The sequence below is a fragment of the Companilactobacillus bobalius genome (genome assembly GCF_009764355.1).
In genome coordinates this window covers 391,601-405,204 of sequence record NZ_LNUA01000032.1, presented here as the reverse complement: position 1 = coordinate 405,204, position 13,604 = coordinate 391,601, and the positions used below count along the sequence as shown (strand labels likewise).

The following is a 13,604-nucleotide window of genomic DNA, read 5'->3' as shown; positions in this document are numbered from 1 at the left end:
CCCCTCTTAAATCACTTTTCTTGTTGAATCTCCAATTTTTAACTTAGTATTTAGAATAATTGTCTTCTTTGCACTACTGGGATTTTTGATTCGATTAATTAATAGTTCTACCACTTGTTCACCAATTTCATCTATTGGTTGGGCCATAGTCGTTAAACTCGGCGTCAAATATTTATTTAAATTAATATCATCGAAACCAACGACTGAATAATCTTCGGGTATTCTCTTGTCCAATAAATTCAAGCCCTTGTAAACACCCATCGCCACATCATCATTAATGGCTATAACAGCTGTGGCATTAGTCTGAACAATCTTATGTGCTGCCTCAACACCACCTTCTGGTCCAAAAGTTGCTCTAAAAATCAACTCCTTTTCAATTCTCAAATTATGATTTTTAAAAGCTTTTTCGTAACCAGTAAAACGTTTTACTAAGTTCATTGTCAACGATTCAGGTATTACAAAAGCGACATGCTTATGACCTAGAGATAATATATGTTCCGCAATCTGTTCTCCTGATACCTCTTCATTGATCAAAACCCGATCATCATCAATATTTAAATCAGCTTGATCAGTTAGTACCATGGGAATATTATTATGCGTCGATAATTTATCAACAATTTCTTTAGATGCTCCTGGAGCCGCTAAAATCAAACCCTTTTGTGTTCCTGAAGCAAATTGCTCAATAAAATAATCGATATTCTCTTTAAAACCGTTGACACTAAAGATTTGAGGAAAATAACCCTTAGGGATGGCAGCCTGCTCAACACTCAATCCTAAACTAGCAAAGAAAGGATTCATAATATCCGGAATCACAATGCCGATTGAATTGGTTCTCTGTCCTACCAATCCTCTTGCATAATAGTCTGGATAATAATCCAGCTCTGTCTGAGCTTTATGAACTTTTTCTTTTGTTTCTTCACTAAAGCGATCACCTTTGCCATTTAGAATTAAAGAAACTGTTGTGACCGAAATATCTGCTTTATTAGCAACATCTCTAATCGTTGTTTTATGATTTCTTTTCAAAGTGAAACACCTCTCAAACCAGTAAACCGTTTTACTTACGCTTACGAGCACATCATATCTTGTTGTGTAAGCGCTGTCAATAATATTTTTTTATAAATCTCAAAAAAAGAGTCTTAACCCTTTCAGATCAAGACTTAAATTATTTTTATATGAAGGCTGTAATAATTCCGGCCACGACAACCAAGATCAATCCAGAAATAACCATGATCATTTCTTTATGTGTCTTTCTTTCATGCAGGATATAGATACCACCAAGTGTTCCGATAATAACATTCATTTGTGAAAGCGTAAATCCAGTAGCTAATCCATTCACATCTTTACGTGATGAGATCAAATATGTCAAAGCGGCAAAAGCAAAGAAGATACCACTAATAATATTCAAATAAGTACTCTTAGATCTATATGGTTTAGCTTGTCGATTACTCTTTGTAATAAAAGCAAAAATAGTTGACGCAACTGCCATACCTAAAGCCTGTGGCAAGAATGCTTGGAAACTATCAACGTAAACAGCTTGTGGAAATGCTGAATATCCAACATAACCGATCGTAGCAATTAGTACCAAAGAAATACCTTTAACAACACTTGATTCACTCTCAGTAACCTTTTTCTCACTATACGTAGTTAGATAAACTCCAATAATAATTAAAACAATTGAGAAAAAGCCGATCAATTTAGCCGTTACTGAAGGCCACTCTCCTAGAACCACGACACCCCACAATGAAGTACCAATCAATTGAAAACCAGTTGAAACCGGCATTGTTTTAGAAACACCCATTTCACCAAAGGCGTAGAATACCAAACTTTGAGCAATGGACCAACAAGCACCAGATAAAAATGTGAACAAGAAATTCTTACCTGTCAATAAAGGTGTTTGCATAGCAACTGCAACAACAATAGCAGATAACAAAGTACCATATGTAGCACCAATAATTTGATTGACTGGCTTCCCTCCGAACTTCCCAGTCATGATTGGGAAAACACCCCAACCGATCATTGGTAAAAGACCAATTAAAATATTTATTACATTCATTAAAAAAAGACTCCCTCTAACTCTAAAATAAAAGTAAATTTTCAGCAATGTTGCCATTATATCAAACTTAAGAATACGTTTTCAAGAAAAATGTTCATTTTCATTAATTTTATTATCAATATTTAGGATTCGATAAACAAATTTGACCATTGACAACAATGGCATTTCTTTAGATCATTTCATTATTCTGCATAAAAATAATTGTGAAAACGTGTGTTTTGGTTTCTGATAGTCTACTTTCTTATAATATAACGATTTCTAAAAATTCTAGCTACAAAAAAAATAAGAAACCTTCAAAAGGATTTCTTATCTTTTTAAAATCATAATATTAAATTAAAATTTAGCATCCAATGGAGGAACAACTTGCTTCTTACGTGATACAACACCAGGTAAACTAGCTTTGTTATCTGAAACCTTAGTATTAAGTGCTTCTTCAAATGTCTTGATAGCACTATCGTCTCCGATGATAATACCTGTTGTATCGCTTGTTAAGATATTTGTAATCAACAATACAAATAAGTTGTAACCCTTGTCAGCACTTTCAGCCTTAATGTCTTTAACAAAGTCAGCTTCACGTTTTAGAGTATCGTCAATATCAACAGTATTAACTTGAGCAATACGTACGCTATTACCCTTCATATCAAAGCTCTTAGCATCCATATCAATTAGTTCTTGTGTTGACTTGCTGTCAAGATTTGTACCAGCTTTCAACATCTCAAGACCGTATGATTCATAATCGATGCCAGCTGTCTTAGCTAGGCTCTTCAAAGCAGCTCTATCTTCATCAGTTGTTGTAGGTGATTTCAATAATAGAGTATCAGAAATAATTGATGAAGCCATCAATGCAGCAATCTTAGCAGGTACTTCAACATCATTTTCGTTATACATCTTCCAAATAATTGTACTTACACAACCAAGTGGCTCTGCACGATAGTATAGAGGCAATTTTGTTTCGAAATTAGCAATTCTATGATGGTCTACAACGTGTGTAATTTGAACATCATCGATGTCAGGTACACTTTGTTGTTTTTCATTATGATCAACTAACATAACTTTTTTAACTTCACCATTAATGGCTGAGATGATACGTGGATATTTAGCATCAAAATGATTATAAACAAATTTTGTTTCTAGGTTAGGTTCACCCAAAGCAACAGCTTCAGTATTGTATCCTAATTGATTTTGTAAATATGAATAAGCAACGGCAGCTGAAACTGCATCTGTATCAGGATTTCTGTGTCCAAAAACTAATTCTTTTTCTTTTGGCATGAATTGTGCGCCCCTTTTTAATATTTATCTTGAAGACTTAAGACGATCAACATAGCTCATCTTATCTAAGAAATTATCCCATTCATTGAGGAAATCTTCAATTCTTGGAATCTTTTCTTTGTCCTCTCGATATACAAATGATAAATCACTTGTTATAGCTGGTTCAAGTGGTGTTTGATAAAGTTTAAACATTGATTGATGCGCAATACAAAAACTCAATGGCAAAACCGTATAAACATCAGATGATTCTTGTGCAAATTTCAATAATTGATAAGGTGCCGAGAACCGAGCAATAACCTTAGGAAAATCGACTAAAGCATCTCGATATCTTTCACTGATCAATTCATAAAAATAATAACTCTTCAAATAAGTAGCCCAAGGTTTAGCTGTGGCGTCTTTATAACTAACGCTCTTCTTTTTATTAATCTTTTCATCATTATGAACCAACATAATATTATCGCTCATAATCTTCTTAGACCGATAAATCTTCCAGCTCTTAATACTTTTATCAGGTAAATACATAATAGCTAAATCAATTTTATTATTTTGAATGTTATCCCAAAGTTCCTTACGAGTTAATAAATTTAAATCAATAACAACATTAGGATTAACTCGATTGTACTCGACGATAAAATCTTCAATTACAACTGATTCAGCGGTCGACAAAAGTCCAATACTAATTGTACCAGATCTTTCTGAGGACTCTTGTTGAATTTGATCAGTTACATCATTGATCAAGTCAAACATTTGATGCGTTGACTTTAAAAGTAAAGTACCTGCATCGGTTAAATAAATCTTCTTACCGATACTGTAGAATAGTGGCGCCCCAACGACTCTTTCAATCTTTTTAATCTGTTGCGTCAATGCGGGTTGTGTGATTCCTAACAATTGAGCAGTTTTTGTATAACTCATATTCTTAGTTAATTCATCAAAATAATTTAATGCTTTAGAACTAAAAACACGTCTCGATTTCTCATCTAACAATAAGAAGATCCTCCTAATTTGTGAAAGTAAAAATTAATGTAATCAATAAGATAATAATACTATATAAAATGAAAATCTGTTATTTATATCACTCATTTTCTAACATTTTTTTCACAAATCTGAGTGGAATACCATCCGTTTCTGGATCCATAATAAATGAGCCATTGGAATAACGGTCAGCATTCTGATGTATTGACGGATCAATTTCAATTTCTTTATTCGAATCAGTTACGATTGATAGTTGTATATCATTACTAATATTCGTTACTAAACAAATACGATGTGGTTGACGTTTCAATTCTCTGAGAGTTAGAACGCCACGACGAGCACGACTAGTTACAGGTATTTCAGACAATTTCATTTGTTTATATGATCCACGTTGAGTTAAGACTGCAATTTTATCATTGTCGTCATCAGCCAAGAAATAACCAGCTAATTGATCATCGTCTTTCAAACTAACAAATTTAACACCCATTGCTTTTCCACTAACAACTGGCACTTCTTCAATTGGAAAGGCTGAAGCATAAGAATGCTCCGTAAAGACATAAACCAATTGTTTAGAATCATTCGGTACATAATAGACATCCATTACTCGTGAAGTATCGGCCTTCAATTTGCAATACTTGGAAGCTCTAGATTTGTAAGTTCTTCCTGGTAATAAATCATTAAAAGCTACTTGCTTGATGTAGTTCTCATTGGTCCCTATCAAGAAATTACCAGTTTCTTCTTCTAGCTTCTTGAAAACAAAAGCTTTAAGAATTGATTCATCTGTATCCAATCCAATTTCTTGAGAAAGATGTGAACCGGTATCCTTCCAACGACTATCTTCAATTTCAAAGATTTGTCGATAAATCAAATTACCTTTGTCAGTGAAAATAAAGACATGATCCAATGTATTAACATTTTCATCAATAATTGGATAATCTTCATTCTTCAGACCATTATCACCAGCGTCAGAAGCTTGATAAGAACGTAAGCTACTTCGTTTAACATAGCCATCATGACTGACCAATAGACGAACATCCTCACTGGCAACCATAACCTTTGTATCAACTTCGATCTCAGCCACTTTAGCTTCAATCTTAGTACGACGCTTATCAGCATAAGTATCACGTACTTGTGTCAATTCCTTTTTGATTAATGTCATCAAAGTAGTGTGATTATCAATGATTCCATTCAAATGATCAATTTGCTTATGAAGTTCTGCATCTTCTTTTTCCAATTCCGTTACATCGGTATTAGTTAAACGATATAGCTGCAAGGAAACGATTGCCTCAGCTTGTTCATCACTGAATTTATAGCTCTTAATCAAATTATTCTTAGCATCAGATTTATTCTTACTAGAGCGAATAGTCTTAATAACTTTATCCAGAATTGATAAAGCCTTAATTAAACCTTCAACAATATGAAGACGCTTCTTAGCCTTATTCAAGTCAAATCTACTACGACGTAGGACGACGTCTTCTTGATGTTTAATATATTCCTTCAAGATTTGAATCAAACCGACCTGTTGAGGACGCATGTCAGCAATGGCAACCATATTAAAGTTGTATGAAACTTGCAAATCAGTATTTTTAAACAAATAGTTCAAAATACCATTAGCATCAACATCACGTTTTAATTCAACAACGATCGACAATCCTTGACGGTCACTCTCATCACGTACTTCCGCGATTCCTTCAACCTTTTTAAGAACACGAATTTCATCCATCTTCTTAACTAATTGGGCTTTATTAACTTCATAAGGAATTTCAGTAATAACAATTTGAGACTTATGTCCACGGATCTCTTGAATTGAAGTCTTAGAACGAATATAAACACGTCCACGACCATTGGTATAAGCATCTTTAATACCTTGCTTGCCCTGTAAAATACCACCAGTTGGAAAATCTGGACCTTTAACGATCTTCATCAATTCGTCCAAAGTAATATCAGGGTTATCAATCATTTTGATTGTTGCATCAATAACTTCACCCAAATTATGAGGTGGAATCTCTGTTGCATAACCAGCCGAAATACCAGTAGCACCGTTAACTAATAAATTAGGAAAACGTGCTGGTAAAACCTTGGGTTCCTTTTCAGTATCATCAAAATTCCACTCTTCATCAACGGTATCTTTGTTAATATCACGTAACATTTCAGTCGAAATCTTACTTAAACGTGCTTCTGTATAACGCATAGCAGCCGGTGGATCACCATCCATCGAACCATTGTTACCATGCATTTCAATTAAAGGATTACGCAATTTCCAATCTTGAGACAAACGAACCATAGCCTCATAAATTGAAGAATCACCATGGGGATGAAAATTACCCATGACGTTACCAACACCTTTGGCTGATTTACGAAAACCTTTATCGTAAGTATTACCATCCAAGAACATTGAATAAAGAATTCTCCGTTGAACGGGTTTCAAACCATCACGGATATCTGGTAACGCTCTTTCTTGAATAATTGATTTTGAATATCTCGCAAATCGATCTCCCATGATTTTTTCGAGCGAGATATCTTGAATTTTAGGAGAATTTTCAGTCACTATGTATCACCTATTCCTTATTCAATAAATCGTCAACGAGTTTACTATCAATTGGATCAGTATCATCATCAACTTTTTCCAAGATATTGTCGCCTTCTTCAGTTCCATTGAAACGAACATTATCTTCGATCCAATCACGTCTAGGCTTAACTTTATCCCCCATCAAAGTTGTTACACGACGCTCCGCCAAAGCAGCATCATCGATATTAACTCTGATCAGGATACGATTTGTTGGATCCATTGTTGTCTTCCAAAGTTGATCGGCATTCATTTCACCTAAACCTTTGAAACGTTGTAATTCGTAGCCCTTACCCATCTTCTCAATGCCTTTTTGAAGCTCATCTGGAGTCCAGGCATATTCAATCTTAGTCTTAGCACCTTTACCCTTTTGAAGCTTGTAAAGTGGTGATAAAGCAATATAAACGTGTCCAGACTCAACTAGGGGACGCATGTAACGATAGAAGAAGGTCAACAGCAAGATCTGAATATGAGAACCGTCATCATCAGCATCAGTCATGATAATAATTTTGTCATAATTACGATCTTCTAATTTAAAATCAGCTCCAACACCGGCACCGATTGTATAAATCATAGTATTGATCTCTTCGTTTTTATAAATATCTTCTAATTTGGCCTTTTGAGTATTTAAAACTTTACCACGTAAAGGCAAGATAGCTTGAAACTTACGGTCTCGTCCTTGTTTTGCAGAGCCACCGGCTGAATCACCCTCGACAAGGAACAATTCATTCTTATCAGGATTCTTAGATTGAGCAGGCGTTAGTTTACCAGAAAGTAAACCGTCGGTTTTTTTATTCTTTTTACCGCTACGAGTACTCTCACGAGCCTTACGAGCTGCATCCCGGGCTTCACGAGCCTTTAAAGCCTTCTTAACTAACATTTGAGCTTGTTCACCATTTTCCAATAGATAAAAGCTCATTTGTTCATAAACTAGTTGATCAACAGCTGATCTAGCTTGAGGAGTTCCTAATTTACCTTTTGTTTGACCTTCGAATTGAAGAATTTCTTCAGGAATTCGAACGGAGATAATAGCTGATAGACCTTCACGAACATCGCTACCTTCCAAATTCTTACTATTTTCCTTTAGCAAACCTACTTTACGAGCATAGTCATTGAAGGCTTTTGTCAAACCAGACTTCATTCCGGCTTCATGTGTCCCACCATCAGCAGTACGTACGTTATTAACAAACGAGATGATGTTCTCTGAGTATCCATCATTGTATTGGCCAGAAAATTCAATTTCAATGTCAGAATTAGTACCCTCAACATAGAAAATTCCGCCTAAAGCATCTTTTCCCTCGTTCAGGTACTTTACAAATGATTGGATTCCATCTTCATAATGGAAAATATCTTGTTTTTCTTCTTCACCACGTTTATCAGTGATAGTAAATTTAACACCTTTTAGTAAGAAAGCTGACTCACGTAATCTCTCAGCTAACGTATCGTAGTTAAATTTAGTTGTTTGAAAGATAGTAGCATCAGGTTTGAAACTGATGGTTGTTCCACTATCTTCTTTGGTAGTACCAGTCTTTTTCAAGGTTCCAACTGGGTGACCACCATTTTCAAAACGTTCTTCATAAACTTTATGATCACGAACAACACGAACTGTCATCCATTCTGACAAAGCATTCACAACTGAAGAACCAACACCGTGCAGTCCACCAGACGTTTTGTAACTATTTTCTGAGAACTTACCACCGGCATGTAAAACCGTCAAAATTACTTCAATAGTTGGCTTCCCGCTGGCATGCATACCTGTCGGCATTCCACGTCCATGGTCTACAACAGTAATACTGCTATCCTCATTGATAGTAACGTTGATTTCTTTACCAAATCCTGATAGAGCTTCATCGACTGCATTATCGACAATTTCATATACCAAGTGATGTAAACCACGTGAATCAGTGGAACCAATGTACATACCTGGTCTTTTTCGTACAGCTTCTAATCCTTCAAGGATTTGAATTGACGAATCATCATAAGATGATTTTGGCATTTATATCATTCCTTTTCATTTGCTACGTAGTGCAATATTTCAATATTATAACACTATTACCTTAACACGAATATATGTTCGTACATAAGAAATCTTTTAATTTCTAGTAAAATAGTGGATAATGTCTAGGTTGGTATTTATAATTCTCTAATAAAAGCACCATAGAAATACAATATACCAAAAAAATAAAGCTAAGAGAGTGATTTTTTGATGAAACTTCTCATTTGTGCAATATTAGCCTACTTAATTGGCTCATTTCCAACTGCTTATATCGTTGGAAAAGTTTTCTTTCATAAAAATATTTTTGATTACGGTAGTGGAAACGTCGGAACTACCAATGCTTATCGTGTTTTCGGCAAATTTGCCGGAACAGTTGTTCTAGTTATCGATATTTTGAAGGGAACCTTAGGTGCATTAATGCCAGTTTTCTTTAATTTAGATCGTCATTGGATTCTATTTATTGGAATTTTTGCCGTAATTGGACATTGTTTCTCTATTTTTCTTAAATTCCGCGGTGGAAAAGCCGTTGCAACCAGTGCAGGAATACTTTTGGCTTATAATCCTCTACTATTTGTCATCTGTTTTGCTTTTCTTGCCATAATCGTTTATACAACCAGTATGGTTAGCGTTGCCAGCTTGACTACAATCTTATTCTTTACGATTGCTACTTTATTCCTTCACGATTGGATTTTAACTACCGTCGCCGCTATTATTACTGTCATTATTTATGTGCGTCATATTCCAAATATTAAGCGACTGCTCAAAGGAAAAGAAAATTTAGTTCCAATTGGTTTGAGATATAAGAAGCAACAAAAGGAACAGCAAAAATAATTACTACTTCTAAAAAACGACCATTTAAATTGGCCGTTTTTTTCTTTTATTTTCTTTAAATTCAACGTCAAAAGTCCTAGTTACTGATAAAATATGATTAAAGTGATTAGCACCGTTTAGGGGGAACATGACAATGGATAAAAAATATCCTAGTAGATCCGAATATCGTCGTTCTAATGGTCTTAAAAAATCTTTCTATCAAAGATGGTGGTTCTGGATCATAATTATTCTTTTAATTGTTGGTGGAGGCGCTGGCGGTTATTATTTATACTCTCATTCCCAAGAGAATGCTTCGAATGTTCAAAAGAAAAATACTACTTCAAAGGCTAAACCTAAAAAGAAGAAAAAATCAGTAACTGCTTCAGGGATAACTTTAAAACAGTACAATAGTATTTATATCAGTGACAAGGATGGCCTATCCTTAGATGTTTTAACGAAATTCTTCGGTAAATCAGTAACTAGTACTGTAAGCAAGGTAAATGATAAACAGACTAATATGGAAACGTGGTCTAAAGTTGCCAATGGTACTAAGGATTCCAAACTGGTCGTACAATTTTACAATGATCATGCTATTGAAAAGATTATCTCTGGTCTTACAGTTAATCGAAGTTCTAAGATTAGTTTAGCTGATTATGCCAAAATCGATAACAATCAAACAACTGATCAAGTTACTCAAACACTTGGAAAACCTAATTATTACTCTGAAACAAATATCGATGGTACTACAAATACAACATATAAGTATACAACCGGATTAGATGGCGAAGATGGTGCTAATTGCACGATCAATTTCACTAATGGTAATGTTAGTGGTAAAAGTCAAACAGGATTAAAATAACTTTTACCACTAACATAAAATCGTTTTATCCTGCGCTTATAAGTTGAAAATCCCCATATTTATTCGGGCGTTAAAACATCCTATAGTAGATAATTTACTATGAGGTGTTTTTCATTGCCTAAAAAAGAGAAGGACAGTTAATTCCAGATTCTAAATGAATCATGAAATTAACTGTCCTTTTATTTTTAATATCCAAATCTATTTCACTGATATACTGAAATATGCTTCAAATTGTTCATTAGGTGCTAAACGGTTAATACCGTATTTGGTCTTCAATTGATTTTCACTGTCGTTTTTATCGGCAATCCCCCACCAGGGTTCGATACACATAAAATTGCCTTCTGTGGGATATGAGGACCACATACCAAAGAATTTAGCGTTACCTGTATCTAGGATGACCTGACGTTCACTTTTATCACTTGAAATTGTCACTTGTGTGGGTTCATTCAAGCGATAAACGATTGCATCATTAACAAAAGCTTCATGACTCAATGGGAAATCTTGATTATCAACTTTCTTTTCATTGTTAAGATCAATATTTCCTGTTTCTCCATTAATTGGAATCAAAGTTCTGGATTCTTTGGGATCAACTTTGACAGTAAAGTCTTCATAATTAAGTCCCTTTTCAAAAGGCACTGAGAATCCGGGATGTGCACCAATTGAGAAGTACATATCTTCTGATTCTTCCAAACTATCAACTAAGTAGGAAATTTGAAGTGTTCCCTTAACTAATTGATAAACGATTCTTAACTTAAAGTGATATGGGTATTTTTCCAAACTGGCTTCACTTGTTGTTAAACTCAAAACCAATTTAGAATCTGATTGAGAATCAAGTGCAAATTCTTGATCTCTGGCAAATCCATGTTGTGTCATTTGATATTCCTTATCATTAACATAATAATGATTATCTTTTAAACGACCAACAATTGGGAATAGTACTGGAGCATGTCTTCCCCAAACATTAGGGTTAGCTTGCCACATGAATTCTACCCCTTTAGTATTCTTGACACTGATTACCTCAGCACCTAGAGACTCCACCTTAATTGTTAAAAAATCATTTTTTAATTGATAGACTGTCATAATTGCCCCCTATAGAATGTAACGTGAAAGATCTTGATCGCTGGCAATCTTACCAACTTGTTCACGAACATATTCACGTGTAATAGTAATATCTCCCATTTGCATATCTGGACCTTCATAAAGAATATCAGCTAAGATCTTCTCTAATACGGTTGAAAGTCTTCTTGCACCAATGTTTTGGTTACTATTATTTAACTCAAAAGCAATTTTTGCAATCTCTTCAACTGATTCTTTAGTAAATGTTAAATGTATTCCATCAGCTCTTGTAAGCGCAACATATTGTTTTGTTAAAGCATTATCCGGTTTAGTCAAGATTTGAATGAAATCATCTTCAGTCAAGTCTTGCAATTCAACACGAATTGGGAAACGTCCTTGCAATTCAGCAATCAAATCACTTGGTTTGCTTTCAGCAAAGGCACCACTGGCAATAAAGAGAATATGATCAGTATCTACTGGACCATACTTTGTATTAATTCGTGAACCTTCAACGATAGGCAAAATATCACGTTGAACACCCTCACGAGAAACCTCACCAGAAGTCTTTTTATCTCCGGCAGCAATTTTATCGAACTCATCAATAAAGATAATTCCGTTATTTTGAGTTCTTTCAATAGCTTTTTGATAAATTTCATCATGATCAACACGTTTTTGAGATTCTTGTTGAATCAATAACTCACGTGCTTCTTTAACAGGTAAAGTTCTAGTAATAGTCTTCTTAGGCATTAATGAATCCATCATGCCGCTCATATCAAGACCCATTTGTCCCATTTGATCATCCATAGGACCAACTTTTTTAGACTCTTCAACCTTAATAGTTACTTCTTCATCTTCAAGCAAGCCCTTATCTAATTGTTCCTTAACTGACAAACGTTGATTGCGAATATCATCTGTAACCTCAGCATTAGCATCAGGATCGTCGTCAACTGTATCGGCATTATTAAAGATATTGCCTAAAGCTTGGCCTCCACCATTTTGCATGTTGTTAAGCATACTCATGAAGTCATTGTTATTTTGTTTTTGTTCCTTTTTAACACCAGGAGCTAATAATTTAACTAATTTCTTATCAACGTCACGACGAACTTCTGGTCTGATATCATCAAATTTTTCCTTTTCAACCATTGAAACGGCAACACTAACCAAATCACGAACCATTGATTCAACATCACGACCAACGTAACCAACTTCAGTAAACTTAGTAGCCTCTACTTTAACAAAAGGAGCATTAACAATCTTAGCTAATCTACGGGCAATTTCAGTTTTACCAACACCTGTAGGTCCAATCATCATTAAGTTCTTAGGTGTGATTTCTTGTTGTAACTTTTCAGGTACTTGCATACGACGGTAACGATTATATAAAGCAATCGCTACGGCCTTTTTAGCATCAGTTTGACCAATAATATAGTTATCCAATTGAGCAACAATTTGTTTTGGTGTCAATACTTCTGTCATTTATTAATCCTCACTCTAATTAAAATTTATCTGAAATAATATTCTCATTGGTAAAGATATCGATTGAAGAAGCAATCTTGATAGCTTCAACAGCCATTTCTTGGGCGTCCATATCTTTAGCATGGCGTTGCATAGCGATGGCAGCTGCTTGAGCAAAATTACCACCTGAACCAATTGCTACAACATCTTCATCCGGTTCAATAACTTCACCACTACCAGAAATTAAAAGAAGATTATCTTTATCCATAGCAATTAACATAGCTTCAAGTTTTTGTAGAGTTGGATCTTTGCGCCAATCTTGTGCCAATTCAACTGCAGCACGTTTTAGATTGCCTGAATAAGCCTTTAATTTCTTTTCTAACCAATCTTGAAGTGTAATGGCATCAGCTACACCACCAGCAAATCCAATGACAACTTGATCATCAAAAATGCGTCTTACTTTATGAGCTGAGCCCTTCATAATATATTTTTCACCTAATGTAACTTGGCCATCACCGGCAATTGCAGTGTGTCCATCATGTTTTACAGCAACTATTGTAGTCATTTATTT

The 13,604-nt window shown here is 34.8% G+C and carries 11 protein-coding genes; 2 read left to right on the top strand and 9 right to left on the bottom strand.

The features are described 5' to 3' along the window. Positions 1–6 precede the first annotated feature (6 nt). The 6 genes from ATN92_RS09105 to parE form a co-directional block, all read right to left on the bottom strand. On the bottom strand, positions 7–1,023 hold the full coding sequence (locus ATN92_RS09105) for a LacI family DNA-binding transcriptional regulator (RefSeq protein ID WP_056952399.1): 1,017 nt from the start codon (positions 1,021–1,023) through the stop codon (positions 7–9). A 145-nt stretch (positions 1,024–1,168) separates the two neighbouring features. Then, a complete protein-coding gene (gene rbsU, locus ATN92_RS09100) occupies positions 1,169–2,053 on the bottom strand; it encodes a ribose/proton symporter RbsU (protein ID WP_056952396.1) in 885 nt (294 codons plus the stop codon). Between the two features lie 333 nt (positions 2,054–2,386). After that, positions 2,387–3,322, bottom strand: coding sequence for a manganese-dependent inorganic pyrophosphatase (locus tag ATN92_RS09095; protein ID WP_025084917.1), 936 nt, complete (start codon positions 3,320–3,322; stop codon positions 2,387–2,389). Between the two features lie 24 nt (positions 3,323–3,346). Continuing rightward, positions 3,347–4,306: a LysR family transcriptional regulator gene (locus ATN92_RS09090; protein WP_054642262.1), complete on the bottom strand. Its 960-nt coding sequence runs from the start codon at positions 4,304–4,306 to the stop codon at positions 3,347–3,349. An 88-nt stretch (positions 4,307–4,394) separates the two neighbouring features. Continuing rightward, positions 4,395–6,842 (bottom strand): DNA topoisomerase IV subunit A, encoded by a 2,448-nt coding sequence (parC, locus tag ATN92_RS09085; RefSeq protein WP_087721249.1) that lies wholly within the window; start codon positions 6,840–6,842, stop codon positions 4,395–4,397. Between the two features lie 10 nt (positions 6,843–6,852). Continuing rightward, on the bottom strand, positions 6,853–8,856 hold the full coding sequence (gene parE / locus ATN92_RS09080) for a DNA topoisomerase IV subunit B (protein WP_056952395.1): 2,004 nt from the start codon (positions 8,854–8,856) through the stop codon (positions 6,853–6,855). Positions 8,857–9,066: 210 nt separating this feature from the next. Between parE and plsY the strand changes: the two genes are divergently transcribed. After that, a complete protein-coding gene (gene plsY / locus ATN92_RS09075; protein ID WP_056952393.1) occupies positions 9,067–9,687 on the top strand; it encodes a glycerol-3-phosphate 1-O-acyltransferase PlsY in 621 nt (206 codons plus the stop codon). A gap of 133 nt (positions 9,688–9,820) precedes the next feature. Then, positions 9,821–10,525: a DUF3862 domain-containing protein gene (locus ATN92_RS09070; protein WP_056952382.1), complete on the top strand. Its 705-nt coding sequence runs from the start codon at positions 9,821–9,823 to the stop codon at positions 10,523–10,525. 198 nt (positions 10,526–10,723) lie between these two features. Here the strand turns inward: ATN92_RS09070 and ATN92_RS09065 are convergent, their stop codons facing one another. From ATN92_RS09065 to hslV, 3 genes are read right to left on the bottom strand one after another with little or no spacing between them, the layout of a single operon-like run. Beyond that, entirely contained in the window at positions 10,724–11,605 is an 882-nt protein-coding gene (locus ATN92_RS09065; RefSeq protein WP_056952381.1) for an aldose 1-epimerase family protein, read from the bottom strand. 9 nt (positions 11,606–11,614) lie between these two features. Further along, positions 11,615–13,054, bottom strand: coding sequence for an ATP-dependent protease ATPase subunit HslU (gene hslU, locus ATN92_RS09060; protein ID WP_056952380.1), 1,440 nt, complete (start codon positions 13,052–13,054; stop codon positions 11,615–11,617). A 19-nt stretch (positions 13,055–13,073) separates the two neighbouring features. After that, positions 13,074–13,598, bottom strand: coding sequence for an HslVU peptidase proteolytic subunit (gene hslV, locus ATN92_RS09055; RefSeq protein WP_054642268.1), 525 nt, complete (start codon positions 13,596–13,598; stop codon positions 13,074–13,076). Positions 13,599–13,604: the final 6 nt, after the last annotated feature.